Below are 19511 nucleotides of genomic sequence, written 5' to 3'. Positions count from 1 at the left end.
TCCATATTGAATATATTTTCTATGATACATTTAGATTGAATAAAAGCTTATTCAAAAAAACATTGGTGCTAATCTTGTGACACAATTTCAGAAATAAATTGAATAAAATAGAACAAAGTATCTGCGTGTGAATAAAAAGATAATGAAGCATGTAAAAAATTTGAAGCTAATTTTTAAAGTTTTAATACAAATGATAGCCAAAAGATAGAATTTCTTTGTTTAAAATATATGGTATAAAATATCGATGAGATAGATTTAAACTATTGAAAAAAATAAAAAAAGATAATGTTTAAGTCAGAAACTTTCTATGTGGATGATAAGTTATTACATTCAGTAATGGTTATATGAAATCCATAATAAGGAAAAATTTGAATAATATTTATAAATTTTGCAACAAGATGCAAGATTTAAAAAATAATTATATAACAACAGCAAAACAACAAAACAAGATATTAAGTAACATCAGATGAGGTGGTTACATTATACATTAGAAGAGAAAGTATTCATACTAATGTTATGAAAAGCGTCTGGTGAATTTAGGTTATAAAATTGGAAGGAGTGAAGAGAGATAAAATGCGTAAATAAGGATGGTGCAGTGGTTATGATGTATCAATCAACAGCGGCAGCACATTTTAGTGCACAGAACGAGAAGTTGTTAGAAAAACTATGAAAATAATGGGGGTTTAAAATGTCTAATATTTACGATTGGTCTCTAAAGGCTGATGAAAATGCTTATTCAGATAGTATCATTAATTGGGCAGAAGGACAGCCGCCTAGTTCTGTTAATGATAGTGCACGGGCGATGATGCAGCGCGTACGAGAATATCTTGCAGATAATGGTGGATCTATTGACTCAAGCTTTATGGTAAATGCGGAAGATAAAACAACATTAATTACCTTAAAGACAGTTTCACCAATAAAGAAATACAACAATGATATCATCATACGTTTTAAAGCTCGTGGCACAAATATTGGCACGACGACAATAACTGTTAATAATATAGGAGAAAAGCTTATCTATAAAGCCACTGATGTGGGGGTTATCCCCTTAGAAGGGGGAGAGCTGCAAAGAGGTGGCATTTATGAAATGGTATATAATAATGGTGTTTTAATAAAAGAGCATGAAGGGTGGTATTTATTAAATCCTACACCACCAAAAATAGAAAATTTTCCTGCTGGATTCATTGCAACATTTGCTATGCAAAGTGTGCCAAATGGTTGGCTTTTATGTGATGGTAAGTCCTATAAGTGTGAGGATTATCCGCAGTTATTCAAGGCAATAGGTGATAAATGGGGGAAAAACAGCTATGGAACTTTTAAAGTTCCTGATTTTAGAGGTATGTTTTTACGCGGCTTTGATGATGGCCGTGGTTTAGATGGTGGTAGAAAATTTGCAGATAAACAACAAGATAGCATAAGATCGCATACGCATATTGGGACCATTGAAGAAGCAGGCGAGCATGCACACAGTTTTGAGTATAAAACAGTAGGATGGCCCGTTGGTGATATTGGAAGACTACCAAATCATTATACCTATAATGCGACCCTGAAAGGGACAACAGCTTCTGCTGGTGCACATACACACAAGATCACTCTTTCCCATACGGGTGAAACAGAAACGCGCCCTGTTAATGCAACTGTTGTCTATGCTATAAAATCATGAGTATGATCTGCTCATAAATAATCTATACACTTTGATAATTTTGTTAACGCGGAGCAATTCCGCGTTATTTTTTATGTATGTGAAGAGGAAATCTATACTCTTTATACAATACTTGAGAGAGTTAAAAAATAATTTTAAATGATTGGAGGGAAGAGTTAAGGATATAATTTATTATAATTGTATGATTATGAAGAGAAAATATGTAAAAATTATTTTAAATTTGCCATTAAATGATCTGGAGATACATCTTTTCATCAGGTGTTTTGATAGGGGCTAAAGTGATACAATTACTCAATCTGAGGCATGAAAAAGTGCAACATTTGTAGCGTTTTATTACAAAAACAGTATATCTTTGTATCAGCGAATTGATCTCATAAAGAGATTTCTCATCTCTTTATCAATTTTATTTCTTTGCAATGCTATGATGTAGGTTATATTTGTAAATTGTATACTCCTTGAGTGAAATTATCGTTATACTTTCTTTTCATCTCTATATTACGCATTGTTTTTGCGTTAAGGGGACGACAAGAAGCGTTATTGAATTTATTTTAAATATTTTATTCAATAGTTTAATTCTTTTGATGTACCAATAAACAATTTTTCTAATAGAGGAAGAAAAATAAAAATATGATTATATTTAATGTTTTTATTGACTACAGAGATAGATAAAGAATCAATATAAAAAAAGATAAAGAAAAAGCATATATGTTATGAGAAAAAATAACGCCGTTAAAGCAACAAATAAATCTTTTACAGATTGTTAAGAGGTACTTAATTTTTATCTAGTCCCTAGAAAATATAAATAATCCATGTAATTATTATGACAAAGGTATTTGTATGTATTTCTGGATCATTTTTATTAAAGACAAGAGTGATAGAAAGAGCGAGGAAAATACATATTTATGTCGTATAAACTTGCATTATATAAAATTATGATAGCAAAACAAAATCTCAAATATTTTTAGTACGTAAAATCTTGAAAGATTTTAAACAGATAGTCTTTTCCAAAAATATCTTTGATGCGAGCGGAAGACGTTAGATGATAGAAAGGAGTTCATTAAAAATAAAATAGAATCTTGAATATTTGCGTACTTTATTGTGCTAGGTACATTAATTTTTAGATTGAAGCTGACTGCTTTAGGATCTAAACCTCATAAGAGGATGCTGTTTGAGGGAGTATAAATGGGATATCTTCTTTAGGTAATTCAGAAACGTTTAAGGAACAATGATAAACATCGCGGAGATTTTGTGTTGTCAAAACATTAGTCGCATTTCCTTCGCAATAAATCTCTCCTTCTTTTAGCAAGATCATGCTATCTGCATAATGTGCTGCAAGATTGAGATCATGAAGAACAGCGAGAACGCCGCCACCAGAATGAGCAAATTGTTTAGCAATATCCATAACGATGATTTGATGTTGAATATCGAGGCTAGCAATAGGTTCATCTAATATCATCCAGCGAGGAACCCCATTATGAACAGGTTTCCAGATTTGGCAAAGAACACGAGCAAGTTGTACGCGCGCTTGTTCTCCACCTGATAATTGGTGATAATATAGGTTACCATAATCAGAAAGGTCAACGCGATCTAAAGCTTTCTGGATAAGATTTTGCAATTCGGCTTTGGCAGTGCTAAATTGGTTTACAGAAAGGCCAAGCCCTACAACTTCATGGACTAAGAACGGAAATACGAGCGTTGTTGATTGTGGTAGTACAGCGCGCATTTTTGCCATTACATGAGTTTTTGTTTGGCATACATTATAACCATTTAAAGTTATTTTTCCACTGTAAGGAATTTCACCACTCAGAGCTTTGATAAAAGTACTTTTTCCTGATCCATTAGGGCCAATAATAATGGTAAAAGCACCACTTTTAGCTTGAAGATTAATGTGTTTAAGAATCTGTTTTTTTCCGCGCTGAACACAAATATTTGTCGCTTCAATCATGAAAAGTCTGTTCCTCGTTTGCATATAAGGATCCATAGAAAGAAAGGTGCACCAAAAAGTGCTGTTACAATCCCAATCGGCAATTCTGCGGGGGCAACAATTAAGCGTGCAAACATATCAGCAAAAATAAGTAATGCTGCTCCCAAGAGAGCAGAGCAAGGAATGAGATAGCGATGATCAGGACCTATGAGCTGACGTAAAATATGAGGAACAATAATACCAATAAAACCAATACCACCACTGACAGCAACAGCACTACCACACATAAGAGCAACAAGGGGAATAGAAATATTTTTGACGCGTTGAATATGGAAACCAATATGGCCAGCAACAGCTTCTCCAAGAGCAAGGGCATTAAGTGCTCGTGATAAAAAGGGAGAGAAAAGAAGACCAATAACGATAAAAGGGAGAACGAGCCATACTTTCAACCATGTAGCGCCCGCAAGAGAGCCCAGACTCCAAAAAGTGATATCACGCAGTTGTTGGTCATTTGCGACAAAAATCAATGTTCCGACAACAGCACTACTTAATGCACCAAGAGCAATACCAGCAAGCAGCATGGTTGCAATAGAGGTAAAGCTGTTATGTGTTGCTATTATGTAGAGAATAATCGTTGATAAAAGTCCACCAAAAAAAGCACCTATGATAACTTTATAAGGCTCTAGAAAAGGTGCAAATGAAACAGGAAAAGCAATGCCGACAACAATTGCTAAGACTGCTCCAAGTCCAGCACCTGCTGATACACCTACAATTCCGGGATCTGCAAGAGGATTACGAAAAAGCCCTTGCATAAGAACACCGGAGACAGCTAAAGCTGCTCCAATCAATAATCCCAAGATAACACGGGGAAGCCTTATGTCGATGAGCACGAGGTAATCACGCGTTTTACTACTTACCGAAAAATCTTGTGTAAGCATCACATGGAGGAGATCAACGAAAGAAACCTTTGCTGCACCATTCAAGAGCCCACCAAAAATACTTAAAATAAGGAATATTATTAAGCTTAATAATAAAATCTTCCCCTGCTTTGAACGGTTTATTTTTTTACCTTCTTTTTCTTTAGGTAAATGCATCCTGGATGTACCGTCTACCATTTTTATCAGCTCTTACCGTTTTGATGTGCACCATAAAGTATCTCAATAAGCTCTCTTGATGCGTCTGCAGTACGTGGACCAAATCCCAAAAAATACATAGCATCCATCTGTTTTATGGCATGATTTTTCGCTGCAGTTGTTGCTTGAATTGCCGGTATGGCTAAAATCTTATCAATGCTGGTTGATCTTGCACCATGTTTTACAAGCAAAATAACATCAGGATCTGATTTCAATAATGCTTCGCCGTTGAGAAGTTTATATCCTTTATAATCGGTGATAGCATTGATAGCGCCTGAAAGTTTGATCATACTATCAGCTGCAGTACCTGTTCCAGATGCCATGACGCGTCCATTTTGCACAGAGAAAACAAAAAGAACACGCTTTGGTGTTGTTACTTTCGCCAAAAGCGCATCGTTGTCTAAAAAATTACGCTTCAATTTCTCAATTAACGCTGCGGCTTGTACTTCCCGATGAATGGCTTGACCAACGAGGCGAATCTTTTCTATCACATTTTCACGGGAGTAGTCTTCTGGTATGATCACCAGAGGTATCGATGTTTTTTTGAGAATATCAATTGTTGAAGCGGGACCACTTCCTTCAACAAGCAATATACCCTCTGGAGCAAGTGATAAAACCCCCTCAGGTGAAAGAGCACGCATATATCCTAGCACAGGAAGCTTGAGCGCTTCTTGTGGGTAGACGCTTGTACTATCACGGGCGACAAGTTGATCTTGGGCTCCCAATGCATAGACAATTTCTGTAAGTGCTCCGCCGATAGAAACAATTCGAGCATTTTCAGGAAAACGCGTTGCAGGTTCAGCAATCACTTGTTTAGAAAAACAAGTAAGAGAGAGCAGTAAACACATAAGAAAAAGGTTTGATAACCTATGTAAAAGAGATATGAACATGTCTAACCTTATCTTAGTTACTGCTGTTTTCTTGGCATGATGGCAAACTATTCAATAAAGAACGCCAATCTTCACGTTCTTTTTGACCCTCTTTGCGTACGCCAAAAAATTGAATAACCATCTCATCATCTTTATCGAAAACTTCAAGTGAACTGACATAACCATCACGGGTAGGTTTGCGAACATGCCATACACTAGAAATCCCAGACGTGAGTAAATGAAGGTCAAATCTTGGATCAAGAACATTAAGCCAAGGTCCCATTTGCTTAATATTTTTTACAGTCCCACTAAAAATTTGAATACACCCTTTATTCCCAACAAAACACATGATTGGCAGTTCTTGTTGTGCGACTTGGTTAAGCATTATTTCAACAGCATTTACCTGTAATTCATCGGCAAATTCATTACCAACATATTTTACAGCATGATGTCGATTAATTTTAAATTCGGAAATAATTTTGTGAAGTTGGTGTACATCTGTCATTTTCCGCCAACGGTCCCGAAAACTCTCAATATCCAATTCTGTTATGTCACACTGGGCTGGGAGAGAAACGGGAAGAATGTTAAGAACAGGAGACTGATCTTCAAGAAGGAGCTTTTCAACAAGTTTATTCCACTCTTCCATATTTGTCATATCTTTAGAATAGACCTTTAAGATAGCAACGCCATGTTGATCAAAGAATTGCAGACTTTTTGTAGGTTTTCCAAGAATAACGACATCATATTCAAAACCGAACTTCCATTGTTTTGTAAAAATACGCAAATCAATTTCACCAAGTGTGATAGGAATATGTTCGTTTTGAACAATTTTTTCAAAGCGTCCCGTTATTTCGTGAACAGCATATTCATTGCGAGTTAAGACCATGACGGTTCCAAGTCGAGGTGCATTTTCCAAGAGAGTAGCAACATCAGTTTGTAGCCTTTTTGCTTTTCCAATGGTACAATAAGCCGCAATAAGCTCCGCTTCAGATATACCAATCGAAACCGCAAAATCGCGGTTTCGCATTTCTTTTTTTTCTTCACGCAAACGAAGAATCATTTCAGCTGTATGTGCCATGAATTTACCTTATGCTACTTAACTCAAAAACTAACTTTCAAATTTTACAATTCCAAGGCAATAAATTAAATTCTTTTAAGAGTTCAATCTATCACAAAATAACACTCTATCGCCAACAGCTGAGCAATCAAAAAACGATAAAACAGAAAGAATTAAAACTTTTCTACCAAATCTTTGTAATTTTAAAGATGTTGAAAATAGAAACACAATAATTAATCCTTTTATCAATATGATTTTATTGACCGAATAATTAACAGAAGTGACTAAAACTTTTGTACAAACGACACCTTAAAGTTACGACCAGGCTGGCTATAATAGTCTTTTGGTGTTGAACTTTTACCTGAAGGAAGTTCAGATACATTCCAATATTTTGTATTGAAAAGATTATAAACACCGGCTCTTAGAATAGGTCCTGTTTCACCGAATGGTTTCCACCACCCTGTCATATCAACGACATGATATCCTGGAATTTTTTGGTAATCAGATTCTCCGGCTACTTTATCACGTTTAGCTGCCAAAGTAAGGATAATATCGCTTCCCCAAACCTCTTTTGCATATCCTAATCCGATAATTGCTTTCAAAGGAGGAATTGAGTTAAGATACTCCTTTTTATCAAGATCTTTTCCTTGTGAATAAGCAAGAGCAACATTGCTATGAAAACCGTTTTTAAGAACTAAATGGGCTTTTGTCTCAACACCAAAAATTTGCACGTGAAAACGATTCATATAATGCCGACGCGCAAATCTAAATTCCTCTGATGGCCCTCTATCCTCAGTATCTATGAAATTCTTATATTGATTAAAAAAGGCATTGAAGGAACCACCGAAATTTACATTTCCATACCGTAAACCAACATCATACCCATTGCTTGTTTCTGGTTGAAGATCAGGATTCCCTTTCACGTAATAAGCAGAAGGTTTGATATAAGAGACGTAAAGTTCTGAAATACGTGGTGCACGAAAAGCCTGTGCCCACTGAGCATAGAGCGTTACTTGATTACGAACATCCCACTCCACGCGTAATTTAGGAGAAAAGCGTGAACCACTTCTTTCTGGAGGGAATTTATCAGAAATCAGAGCTTTCTCATAAGAAGGTGTTTTCTGAGGAATATATTTGTACCAATCATACCGGATTCCCGGTGTTACACGAAAACGATCATCAACCAACCCAATTTCATCTTCAAAAACAAAACCTAAATTGTAACCATTTGTGTCTGGCGAATCTGATCGATTAGCAGGAACAAAAAGACATCCTCGAGCGTATTCTTTTATATGACAATTGTCTTTACCTAACAAATAGTGATGAAATTTAGATGACGAAACATTCATTACAAACTTTAACGTATGGTTTATAGTGCCAAAATCCACTTTTTTAAGGGCATCAGCATTGAAACCATAATTGATATTACGCAAGAAATTATCTCTCAAATAATCCCCTTTGGGGGCTGAAACACGAACGCCTGTCATAACGTAACGACTTGATTGCCTTTGCCAATAAAGCTGCCCATTAAACGCATCAAGAACTGCATCACCATTACCATTATAATTATAAGAAAGAGAAAAGCGCTCACGAAGTTTATTATCCTGCTCATAAACGGAACCTGGAGCGTATCTTTTAGACGAATTTAATTCATGTGTGTTACTCTTATGACCAAAACGCTCTGCGGTAAAACCAAGGCGGTGATTATCACTCAAATATTGATGAATTTTAAAAAGTAAGTTATTTTTATCAAAGTGAGAAGGGTTTTTGCGCGTGCGTTCCTCATACCCTTCTACTGTTCCCATATTTTTGCGCTCATGACCTTCTACATAAGATCCTTGAAAAAGTAAAAATGTCCGGTAATTACGCACAGCAAAAGCTTGATCGATGCGCCAGCTGTTATCAACAGAATTATAACCACCTTTTATAAGGCTTCCCCAATTCTTTTCTTCCACGATCAGGTCTTCAGGATCAAGGGTACGCAACGCAATGATTCCCCCTAAGGCGCCAGAACCATAAAGACTAGAATCTGATCCTTGAATAGTATCAAACGTAGAAAGAGCATTGAAATCAAAAGTTGTGTTTCCACCTCCACCACGGAATATATCATTAAACCATGGAAGAGAAATACCATCCATTGTCGTAAGAACACGGTTCGCATCTAAACCCCGAATAACGAAACTGTTATTTTCTGAGTTATAGGATACGGAAGGATTAAGACGACTCACATCATAAACATCAGTTATTTGTCTTTCATCAATATTCTTGTTGGTCTTACGATCAGTCAGAATGGTTATTGAATTTGAAGCATCTTCTATTTTTTTTCCTTTAATAAGGATTGGTTTGAGTTCAGTGACAGCACTTCCATCTTTATTTTGTGCAAAAACAAATGAAGGTATACAAACCGATAATGCACTTAAAATTACACAGCTTTTATAGATATTTTTTCGTCTTATTTGCATAACACATCATAACCCTTTTAAACATCCCCTCTCTGTTTTGAAATTTTTTTAATACAAAAAAGCTGGACTCACTAATTAAAACTTGCCAGCCAAGTAGGAATGATTTTGACAACAGCACAAAATCATTAGAAGACCATATTAAACATGACAAAATCAGTCAAGAAAAAAGTTGCAATTTCAAAATAGCCTGTTTTAATGAGATTGAACACCAATATTAAGCTTAAAATAGTGGCAGAAAAAACGATGAATTTTGCAAATACGAAACAATTATTAATTCTTTGGATTGGTGCATTTATTGGGGCTTTCTTTTTGCATGTATTATTGGCAGCACAGTTTTATTTTCAAAGTACTGGTATAAGTAATGGCTTGCTCTCGTCGGAGATTATGCTGACTTTTGTGCAAGAAACTGTATATCCGGATGTTGATACAGACTTGCCAGATATTCATAGAGAGTTGGATATTAATACAGAGCAAGAAGTATTACAGTCTGATCTCCTAGAGCAGGAGTCAGAAGGATTGGAATCCGTGGATGAAGTTCAATCGGAAGAACCTCAGCATATAGTAGAACAAGATGATTTAAAGCCTTTGGAAGAACTCCTACCTCAAAAAGTGGAGCATAAAGCGTTTATCAAAAAAACAATACCGATGCCAAAGGCAGTAGTAAAGCGCTCCAATGCAAAGGCGGTACGTTCTTCTTCCATCAACAAGGGCGGCGGTACAGCAGGGCTTGAAGATATGTTGTTAATGGAGTGGTTAGCAAAGGTACAGTCACAATTAGAAAGGCAAAAAAATTATATTGTGGGACAGCGCACCAATCGTACAAAAGGAACGGTGAAGTTAGAATTTATGGTGCATGAGCAGGGGAGTATTTTTTCTAGTCGTGTCGTTGTTTCTGCTGGAGATCCAGAACTTGATCGATTAGCGATGGCAGCCCTTCGACGCGTTGGTTCTTTTCCACCACCACCACCATCAAAAGTGAATAAAACAATTAGAGTATCCCTAATATTTAGCTGATTTTTTATACGGGGCGATTTTCTTATAATATATTGATTTATAATGATTGTTTATAATTTTGATGAAAGTTAAAATATAATTTATTCGAATTTTTTTGATGTTGAATCAATCAAAACCATCCGCTTACTTATGATACAAGTTGAGGAGGAGCATGGACAAAAAACTTCTAAAAAGCAGTGAACATACTTCTTATGAGTGCTCTAAATGAAAGGGCTTTTGCAACATTGGGAGTTAAGGGATGATGGAGCTATAGCTTTTATTAATTAAAGGTCTAATCGATTTTTATACCATTCGTGAGAAGATTTTCGTAAGTACTTTTCAGATACACCGTTGTGAAATGGACTTAGAAACATTAAAATAAAACAATAATATAAATAAGAAAAACATACTATTTGGGGATGCTCTGTTTTGTGTAAAGGATGTGAGCTTATATGTAAAAATGAGAAAAAAGCAAAGCTTCATCTTCATTATTAAAAGATATTGACATATTTAAAAGTCGTAAAACCGAATGAAAAGGGAAGGGGCAGAAGAGAATTGTTTGTCTTTAAGGCTTTCTAACTCAATGAGTCTCTCTTTCTGTTATCAGAGATAACCCAAACGATATACACAATAATGCGCCCCTATTGGGTATAGAAATATTGTAAGCAGAAAAAATAGTCTTAAAATAAGCTGTTTCACAAGATTTGAATATTGACTAATAAGCAACAGTAAAAGGATGAGCTATTTGTTTCACTCTTCTCTTATATTTGTAATCTCTATGATATTGTCATCTATGTTGAGAAGAAATGAATTATTTGTACTACCTGTTGATTTATAATGATAATTCATCATTTTGTATTTGAAATAAAAGACCCAAATAGTATAGGGTTTTCTCATTTCGAATTTATGAATACTGAATCAATTAAAATTACTTTCTTATACGTCCTAAGAAGGTTGGTATGTGGGTACTATTTAAAAAGGAATAAAAACACTTCTTATGAACCCTTTCAAATGCTACTTGGGAAGTTCAGGCATATTATTTCCGTCGACCAGAAAGCAAGTCGGTTTTTATATCTATTTTCCCAGTGAGTCTCGCTTTGTAAACACCGTAATTTTCCATGACACACATCACGTAATTCCGTGTTTCTGTATAAGGGATACGTTCAATCCAATCGATGACGTTATTGAGAGGTTGTCCTCGAGGATCGCCATAGCGCTTGATCCATTCATTGACACGGCGGGGGCCCGCATTATAGCCAATAAGAGTTAGTATATAGGATCCATTAAAACGTTCCAATTGTTCATTGAGAAAATGGGCGCCTAATGTCACATTATAACGCGCATCACTGCTAAATCTTTTAGGAGACCATGCGATTGAGTATTTTTTTGCTAGTGCTTCTGCAGTTGTAGGAAGCAATTGGAGTATCCCTTGTGCACCTGCTTGTGATATGGCTGTTGGATTAAATTCGCTTTCTTTGTGTGCAATGGCATAGATAAGCGATTTTTCTTCTACAGAAATATGAGCAGAGTCTGGTATAGCTCCCAGAGGATGAGAGAGTGCTCCAACATTTTTTCCTAGGAAAGCAGCCATTTTTCCGATTCTGAGGCTGGTATAATAGTCACCATTTTTTTCTGCCATAACAGCCAGAAGAGCTAATTCACCGGGGCTTTCTATTTTTTTTCCGAGTTCTCTATAAAAAACTTTAGCAAACTCAGCATATCCAGCTTCTTCAAGACGTTGAATTGCTTTGATCGCTTTTCGTGCACTAAAATGTTGTCGCTCAGCGATTGTTGGTTTAGGAAGAGAGATATTAATTTTTTTTTGGTTGAGTCGCGCAGCGGCTAATTGACCATAATACGTTGCGCCAAAATGAGCGGCGCGATGAAAGTACAGCTGGGCATTTTTATGTTCTCCTAGCGTTTCTGCTGTTCGTCCCATCCAGTAATATCCACGTGATGCAGCAAAAGGTAAAGAGGAGAGTTGAGGAATGCGTGAAAAATGTTGCATTGCCAACTTAGGGTTATGAAGAAACCGTAGTGCATACCATCCTGCGTGAAATTCAGCATCGACGGCTAATGCAGATGTCATACCAGTGTGCCTTGCAACGAGTTGATAAGCTATTTGGGGTTTGTTTAAATCAAGCATTTCACGAGAAAGGGCGCGTTGCTCTTTCCACAATGATTGAGGGTTCATAAGATGGAATGCATCTTGTGATGTTTTCATCATGAGTGTTGCGGCTGCATCATATTGTTCTGTTCGCCGCAGATGGCGCATTCGAGCAAACTGGAAGAGAGGATCTTTTTTCCATACTCTTTCTAAAGCTTTTAATTTTTGTGTTGCGCTAGGATCATTTTTTTCAACCGCTACAAAAGCATCAAAAAGAGATTGAGCATGGGCTAATTTTGCAACGCGTGCCGCTGAATCAAAACGATGTGCATACAACATAAACTGCATGCGTTTTAAATGATCAATAGGTTTTAAGGCAGCACTTGCATTTTTAAGAACAAATACTTCTTCTTGTGCATTAAGCCGTGTTTTATGCCACCATGGTGCAATAATGTGTTGAGCACGGGTGATTTGTCCCGTTGCAATGAGTGCTTTAGCAAAGAGAGCCATGCCTTGTGCTGTAAGGGGGGGATGATGAGAAAATTTTTGGATAATGGCGTGTGTGATATTGGTTTCGTTAAGAAAAGCACGTTCAGCATTGCGTTGCATCGTTTCTATACCAGGCCATCCTTTTAGCATGTTAATTGCATTAGATATTTCAGAGCTTGGTATATTATTTTGCTTTGATAGTCCTAGCGCCCATGTCAAAATATAACGATCAAGGCTATGTTTTTCCATTGAATTACGAAGATTTATTGTTTTTGCAATATTGTTATTTGCAAGGGCATCTAATCCAGCTTTTAGTTGTTTGAGTGTCACGGTATTGTACGATGTCGTGTGTCTCTGTTGAAGAGGTTCTTGAGCTTCTTGTTTTATGGCAATGGGGGTAGGACGTGTCGAAGGGATTGGTACTTTCCCATGTAAAAGCGGTGTTTGTGCAAGTGCACTTGAAAATAAAATTCTTATTGCCAGTATAAGTGCAGTAAAGGTTGATACGAAAAGAGAGGTGGAAAATACACGCATAGAGAAAAGACCTTGAGACCTTGCTTTTTGTAAAAAAAACTTAAGGTTTTTTAGAACACAAGCGTGAAAAACGCGTTAATATAGACGGTTTGTTTTAAAGAAATGTTCAACATTTAAGGAGGTCCATTTTCATCTTATGAGGGCTTTTTTTGAAATTCATCTTGCTTCAATGATAGAGCAAGATTATGCTCTATTTAAAATTTATAAAAGGCGATTATAAAAAAATAAAAGCAAACATTATAGGGAGTTTATCATGCTCAAGGGAGCTATAACTGCGCTTATCACCCCGTTTGATAACAAGGGCGCAATTGATGAGAAGGCATTTTGTGATTTTGTTGAATGGCAGATTACACAAGGGATTAATGGTGTAAGCCCTGTTGGGACAACAGGTGAATCAGCAACTTTAAGTCATGAAGAACATAGGCGAATTATAGAATTGTGTGTCAAGCAGGTCGCAAAGCGTGTTCCTGTTATTGCGGGAGCGGGATCAAATAGCACAAGTGAGGCTATAGAGCTTGCACAATATGCAGAAAAGGCTGGTGCAGATGCAGTTTTGGTTGTCACTCCTTATTACAACAAACCAAATCAATCTGGTTTATACAAGCATTTTTCTTCTATTGCCAAAGCTGTTTCTATTCCGATTATAATTTATAATATCCCTGGTCGTTCTATTATCGATATGGCCGTGGAAACGATGAGAGATCTTTATCAAGATTTTAAAAATATCGTTGGTGTTAAGGATGCGACGAGCAGAATTGAGCGCGTTAGTGAGCAACGTGAAAAGTGTGGCAAGGATTTTATGCAGCTTTCCGGTGATGATTGTACAGCGTTAGGATTTAATGCACATGGAGGTATGGGGTGTATTTCGGTTTCCTCGAATGTTGCTCCAAAGCTTTGTGCAGAGCTTCAAGCTGCGTGTTTTCGTGGTGATTATAAAACAGCACGAGAATTAAATGATCGCCTCATGCCTCTCAATCGTGCTGTGTTTATTGAACCTAGCCCAGCAGGGATTAAATATGCTGCTACAAAATTGGGGCTTTGTGGTGAGACTGTACGTTCTCCGATTGTTCCATTAACAGAGAGCACAAAGAAGGTTATTGATGTAGCCCTCAGCCATGCTGGTCTTTTAAAAGCATAAAATGATATTGAAAAAGTCATGAATAAAAAAAAGAACGCGCCCGTACGGAAAATAATTGCTGACAATCGTAAAGCACGTTTTAATTTTGAAATCCTTAATAATCTCGAGGCTGGTCTTGTCCTTCAGGGAGCGGAAGTGAAGTCCTTACGTTCCAATCATGCTAATATTGCTGAAAGCTATGCGAGTTTTGAGAATGGGGAATTATGGTTAGTAAACAGCTATATTCCTGAATATACGCAGGCTAATCGTTTTAATCATGAACCACGACGTTTGCGCAAATTATTACTTTCAAAACGTGAGATGGCACGTTTTTTTAATGCAACGTCTCGTGAAGGAATGACACTTGTTCCTCTCAAACTTTATTTTAATGAACGAGGGCGCGTTAAGTTGGAGATCGCTCTAGCGCGAGGGAAAAAGCTTCATGATAAGCGCGAAACGGAAAAAAAACGCGATTGGGGACGTGAAAAAGCAAGACTTTTAAAAAGATATGGATGACGGATGCGATTTAGATATCCTTTATTTATAGCGCTATTTAAAACAGTTTTAGCATTGATCTAAGTATGTTTTTACTGCTTGAAAAATTTGGTGAAACATAGCGTCTGTTAAGCGGCCAGTATTCGTATTATAACGAGAACAGTGATAGCTTGAAAAGATGCGTAATCTACCGATATTATTGATTTCGCCATGTCCAAAAGGGTGAGCTAAAACTTTTGCATTAAGGGCACGTATTGTTGAATGGTGCGCAATGGTGCCTAAGGTAATAACGGCTTTAAGTTTGGGAAGATTTGTTAAAAGAGGAGAGAAGAAATAGCGGCACGTGTTAATTTCTGCACCGGTGGGTTTATTTTCTGGTGGAACACAACGAACAGAGTTAACAATTGCTGCATCAATAAGTTCAAGAGTATCGTCTGCTCTTTCTTCAAAGGTTCCTTGGGCAAAACCAAACTTTTTTAAAGTTGAATAAAGTAAGTGCCCAGCATAATCACCAGTAAATGGACGTCCAGTTCGATTTGCTCCGCGTAATCCAGGGGCAAGCCCAACAATAAGAAGGCGTGTTGTGTCTGGCCCTTTATAAGGAAAGAATGGGCGCACCGGTGCATTATACCAACTTGGTTCTTTTACACGCCAGCCAGCGATAAATTGATGGAGCCTAGGACATAAATTGCAATTTGGGGGTGGTTCTGGGCAAAGCGATGTTAATTGGCTATTCATGGTGTTAGGCATTAATCGTTTTTCTATTTTTTTTGAGTCTTTTATAGCGTATATGACGGGTTATGGTTTGATAAACAATCTATAATGAATATAAATAAACTTTTTTAGAAGAAAGTTTAATATAAACTTATTGCTCATTATTGTGTAAGGATAGGTCATCTTTCAGTAATTTATTCGATGAATAAGAGTGCAATACACATGATGTTCAAAGAAAAAAGTTCTCTCTTTAGATAAAGATATTATCATAAAAAGTATGTATAAGGCTGCTGTTATTGCAAAGGGTTTAAACAGCAGGTATTCCTTTTAAAAGGATAAGGACTCCAGACAAGTATTCTGTCAAGAAAGATCTCCCTTTGTTTGAAGTCAATCTATTGGAATGCTTTTAAAAGAAATTTTGATAACGAGCATGAATAGGTTATACATTTTTATAAATTTTCCAAGATTTTTTTAAATAAGTTCTTTAATTAAAAAATATAAAAGTTTGTGTTGTTTTTCTTGTGTTTTATTTTGATTATTGTATATACTACTTTATCCGCTATTAAATTTTTTTATTTGAGAAAGAGGCATAAATGGCCCGCGTAACGGTAGAAGATTGTATTGATAAAGTTGACAACCGCTTTGAGTTGGTACTTTTAGCAGGTCATCGGGCGCGTCAGATTTCACAAGGAGCGCAGATTACGGTTGATCGCGATAATGATAAAAATCCAGTTGTTGCTTTACGTGAAATAGCAGAAGAAACATTGTCGCCTGCTGATTTAAAGGAAGACCTTATTCATTCGCTGCAAAAACATGTGGAAGTAGATGAGCCAGAAATGGCAAGTGAATTTATTACCCATTCAGGTGAAGCTGAAAGTGTTTTTAATACGTCGTCGCAAGAAGAAGGTACTTCATTTGATCATATGTCAGAAGAAGAGCTTTTAGCGGGTATTGAAGGTTTGGTTGTTCCAGAAAAAAGTGACGATTACTAATTGCAGCAATTTATGTTACAGGAGTAAAGATACCTTGTCATGTAAGGAGCAATTATTTTTCTTGTCTTTTTTGATAGGACATGTTCAATAAAGATTAGAGGTGTGAAAAGATAAAGGATATGCTCGTATGATGCGTCAGTGTGAGCTTGTTGGACGTGTTCAACGTTACAAGTCTGACGTAGATGAGGCTCTTTTAAACAGGGCCTATGATTATGCAATGAAAAAGCATGCACATCAAAAGCGTGCATCAGGTGATCTTTATTTTTCTCATCCTTTAGAAGTTGCTGCTATTTTGACAGATATGCGGTTGGACGAGGCAACGATTGCTGTTGCTCTTTTGCATGATACAATTGAAGATACAAGCGCTACACGAGCAGAAATTGATCAGATTTTTGGTTCTGAAATTGGAAAGTTGGTTGAAGGGCTTACAAAGCTTAATAAGCTTGATCTTGTATCAAAGAAAGCCGTACAAGCAGAAAATCTTCGTAAACTTCTTATTGCTATTTCTGATGATGTTCGTGTTCTTTTAGTCAAACTTGCTGATCGTCTTCATAATATGCGTACCCTTGGTGTTATGCGTGATGATAAACGTCGGCGAATTGCTGAGGAGACGATGGATATCTATGCGCCACTTGCAGGCCGTATGGGTATGCAGGATATGCGTGAGGAGTTAGAGGATCTCTCTTTCTTTTATTTAAATCCAGAAGGTTATCGTACGATTACCAATCGACTTTCTGAATTATTGAAACACAACCGTGATTTGCTTTCCACAATTGAAAATGAATTGACAAAACTTTTTTTCGAGCATGGCATTAAAGCAGATGTTAAAAGCCGTCAGAAAAAATCTTATTCAGTCTTTCGCAAAATGGAAAGTAAAGCATTATCTTTTGAACAATTATCGGATATTTTTGGATTTCGTGTGATTGTTGAGTCCGTGAATGATTGTTATCGTGCTCTTGGTGTCATTCATACGACATGGCCAATGGTTCCTGGTCGTTTTAAAGATTATATCTCTATACCAAAGCAAAATGATTATCGTTCTATTCATACAACAATTGTTGGTCCTTCAAGACAACGTGTTGAGTTGCAAATTAGAACGGCTGCTATGGATGAAGTTGCTGAATATGGGGTTGCTGCTCATTCCATATATAAAGAGCACGGTTCCAATTATTCGACTGTGAAGTTATCAAGTGAAACGAATGCCTATGCATGGTTGCGTCAAACGATACAATCTTTGTCTGATGGAGATAATCCAGAAGAGTTTTTAGAACATACAAAACTTGAGCTTTTTCAAGACCAAGTTTTTTGTTTTACGCCGAAAGGTCGATTAATTGCTTTTCCTAAAGGAGCTACGCCTATTGATTTTGCTTATGCCGTCCATACAGATATCGGTGATTCTTGTGTAGGTGTAAAAATCAATGGTCGTATTATGCCTTTAATGACCAAATTAAAAAATGGTGATGAGGTTGATATTATTCGCTCACACGCTCAAATTCCGCCAGCAGCATGGGAATTTCTTGTTGTCACAGGTAAAGCACGTTCAGCTATTCGACGAGCAAGTCGTGCAGCAGTACGTAAACAATATTCGGGTTTAGGATATCGTATTCTCGAGCGTTCATTTGAATATATGGGAAAGCAATTTTCAAAAGACCTTTTGAAGAAAGTTTTGCCACGTTTAGCACGTAAAGATGTAGAGGATGTATTGGCTGCTGTTGGGCGTGGAGAGCTGTTTTCCGCTGATGTGATTAAAGCAGTTTATCCTGATTATCAAGAGCGTGTCGTACAAAAGCCCTCTTTTAAGCCTGGGGAAGAAGGGTGGTTTAATATTGAAAATGCTCAAGGGATGATTTTTAAAGTTCCAGAAAATGAAAAGGATACAATGGTTGAAAATCATCAATCTAAAGCATTACCTATTCGAGGAACTCGTGGAGATATTCCTGTACGCTTTTCACCAGAAGGAGCTGTGCCTGGAGATCGGATTGTTGGTATTATGCAGCCAGGGGCTGGAATTGTTATTTATCCAATACAATCTTCAGCTTTGATGGCGTATGATGATCAGCCAGAACGATGGATTGATGTCCGCTGGGATATTGATGCCCAAATGAATGAACGTTTTCCTGCACGGATGAATATTTTAGTTGTAAATAGTCCTGGTTCTTTGGCTGAAATTACACAAATAATTTCTGCTAACGATGCCAATATCCAAAATTTATCTTTTATCCGTACAGCACCAGATTTTACAGAAATTATGATTGATTTGGAAGTGTGGGATTTAAAACATTTGAATCGTATTTTTTCTCAGTTAAAAAAGGCAGGTTCAGTAAGTACAGTACGGCGGGTTCATGGATAAAAAGAAAGATTTTGCAATGAATACACAAGATGTCATTGATATTTTTAAACAAGCAGATGCTATTCTAGAAGGGCATTTTATTTTAACATCGGGGCGCCATAGTGCGACTTATATGCAAAAGGCGAAAGTATTCATGCATGCTAATTTGACGGAAAAGCTCTGTCGTGGATTGGCTGAAAAAATAAAAGAATCTATCAAGGAATCAATTGATTATGTCGTTGGTCCCGCAATTGGCGGTCTTATCCCTTCCTATGAGACTTCACGTCACCTTGGTGTTCCTTCTCTTTGGGTAGAGCGTGTAAATGGCATCTTTGAATTGCGTCGTTTTGAAATCAAGAAGGGTGCACGGGTTGTTATTGTTGAAGATATTGTAACAACGGGTCTTTCCATTCGAGAGACTGTTGAAGCACTTGTTGCAGCAGGAGCAGAGGTATTGGCCAGTGCATGTATCCTTGATCGTTCTGGTGGTAAGGTCAATGTTGGAGTTCCATTGATTGCGCTTGCTGAATACGAGATAACCTCTTATGCTAGTGATGCACTTCCTGCAGATCTTTCTGTTCTTCCCGCGATTAAACCAGGCAGTCGAAATATTTAATTGTCGTTCTATTTTTT

14 protein-coding genes are annotated in these 19511 nt (G+C 36.9%); 7 read left to right on the top strand and 7 right to left on the bottom strand.

The window, feature by feature from the left end:
• Positions 1-688 precede the first annotated feature (688 nt).
• Positions 689-1663 carry a phage tail protein gene (locus ACFINA_RS01740; RefSeq protein WP_375610138.1) on the top strand — a complete coding sequence of 325 codons (975 nt, stop codon included), beginning with the start codon at positions 689-691 and terminating at the stop codon, positions 1661-1663.
• A gap of 1144 nt (positions 1664-2807) precedes the next feature.
• On the opposite strand, the gene ACFINA_RS01735 is transcribed toward ACFINA_RS01740, so the two are convergent.
• The 5 genes from ACFINA_RS01735 to ACFINA_RS01715 form a co-directional block, all read right to left on the bottom strand.
• Positions 2808-3608 carry a heme ABC transporter ATP-binding protein gene (locus tag ACFINA_RS01735; RefSeq protein ID WP_375614970.1) on the bottom strand — a complete coding sequence of 267 codons (801 nt, stop codon included), beginning with the start codon at positions 3606-3608 and terminating at the stop codon, positions 2808-2810.
• Positions 3605-4702 carry a FecCD family ABC transporter permease gene (locus tag ACFINA_RS01730; protein WP_375606316.1) on the bottom strand — a complete coding sequence of 366 codons (1098 nt, stop codon included), beginning with the start codon at positions 4700-4702 and terminating at the stop codon, positions 3605-3607. The genes ACFINA_RS01735 and ACFINA_RS01730 overlap by 4 nt, the downstream gene beginning before the upstream one ends.
• A gap of 5 nt (positions 4703-4707) precedes the next feature.
• Complete coding sequence (locus ACFINA_RS01725) at positions 4708-5610, bottom strand: hemin ABC transporter substrate-binding protein (protein WP_375606315.1); 903 nt, start codon at positions 5608-5610, stop codon at positions 4708-4710.
• A gap of 13 nt (positions 5611-5623) precedes the next feature.
• The gene (locus tag ACFINA_RS01720; protein ID WP_375606314.1) at positions 5624-6667 is read right to left on the bottom strand and encodes a hemin-degrading factor; all 1044 of its coding nucleotides are present in this window, start codon (positions 6665-6667) and stop codon (positions 5624-5626) included.
• A 263-nt stretch (positions 6668-6930) separates the two neighbouring features.
• Positions 6931-9108, bottom strand: a complete 2178-nt coding sequence (locus ACFINA_RS01715; RefSeq protein WP_375614969.1) for a TonB-dependent hemoglobin/transferrin/lactoferrin family receptor — start codon at positions 9106-9108, stop codon at positions 6931-6933.
• A gap of 243 nt (positions 9109-9351) precedes the next feature.
• Between ACFINA_RS01715 and ACFINA_RS01710 the strand changes: the two genes are divergently transcribed.
• A complete protein-coding gene (locus tag ACFINA_RS01710; RefSeq protein WP_375614999.1) occupies positions 9352-10122 on the top strand; it encodes an energy transducer TonB in 771 nt (256 codons plus the stop codon).
• Positions 10123-11137: 1015 nt separating this feature from the next.
• Here the strand turns inward: ACFINA_RS01710 and ACFINA_RS01705 are convergent.
• On the bottom strand, positions 11138-13231 hold the full coding sequence (locus ACFINA_RS01705; protein WP_375614968.1) for a lytic transglycosylase domain-containing protein: 2094 nt from the start codon (positions 13229-13231) through the stop codon (positions 11138-11140).
• 253 nt (positions 13232-13484) lie between these two features.
• Here ACFINA_RS01705 and dapA point away from each other — a divergent pair, with 253 nt between their 5' ends.
• The gene (gene dapA / locus ACFINA_RS01700; protein WP_375606311.1) at positions 13485-14369 is read left to right on the top strand and encodes a 4-hydroxy-tetrahydrodipicolinate synthase; all 885 of its coding nucleotides are present in this window, start codon (positions 13485-13487) and stop codon (positions 14367-14369) included.
• An 18-nt stretch (positions 14370-14387) separates the two neighbouring features.
• On the top strand, positions 14388-14864 hold the full coding sequence (smpB, locus tag ACFINA_RS01695; protein WP_012231306.1) for an SsrA-binding protein SmpB: 477 nt from the start codon (positions 14388-14390) through the stop codon (positions 14862-14864).
• 48 nt (positions 14865-14912) lie between these two features.
• Here the strand turns inward: smpB and ACFINA_RS01690 are convergent, their stop codons facing one another.
• Positions 14913-15581: a uracil-DNA glycosylase gene (locus ACFINA_RS01690; RefSeq protein ID WP_375606474.1), complete on the bottom strand. Its 669-nt coding sequence runs from the start codon at positions 15579-15581 to the stop codon at positions 14913-14915.
• A gap of 569 nt (positions 15582-16150) precedes the next feature.
• On the opposite strand from ACFINA_RS01690, the gene rpoZ reads away from it, so the two are divergent.
• The 3 genes from rpoZ (at position 16151) to pyrE (ending at position 19494) form a co-directional block, all read left to right on the top strand.
• Positions 16151-16549 carry a DNA-directed RNA polymerase subunit omega gene (rpoZ, locus tag ACFINA_RS01685; protein ID WP_273791104.1) on the top strand — a complete coding sequence of 133 codons (399 nt, stop codon included), beginning with the start codon at positions 16151-16153 and terminating at the stop codon, positions 16547-16549.
• Between the two features lie 127 nt (positions 16550-16676).
• On the top strand, positions 16677-18899 hold the full coding sequence (locus ACFINA_RS01680; RefSeq protein WP_375606310.1) for a RelA/SpoT family protein: 2223 nt from the start codon (positions 16677-16679) through the stop codon (positions 18897-18899).
• Positions 18900-18915: 16 nt separating this feature from the next.
• On the top strand, positions 18916-19494 hold the full coding sequence (gene pyrE, locus ACFINA_RS01675; protein WP_375606473.1) for an orotate phosphoribosyltransferase: 579 nt from the start codon (positions 18916-18918) through the stop codon (positions 19492-19494).
• Positions 19495-19511: the final 17 nt, after the last annotated feature.

This window comes from Bartonella sp. AC10YNML (assembly GCF_042196825.1).
GTDB lineage: Bacteria > Pseudomonadota > Alphaproteobacteria > Rhizobiales > Rhizobiaceae > Bartonella.
The sequence above is the reverse complement of the archived record's forward strand: the minus strand, read 5'-3'. Positions and strand labels throughout refer to the sequence as shown.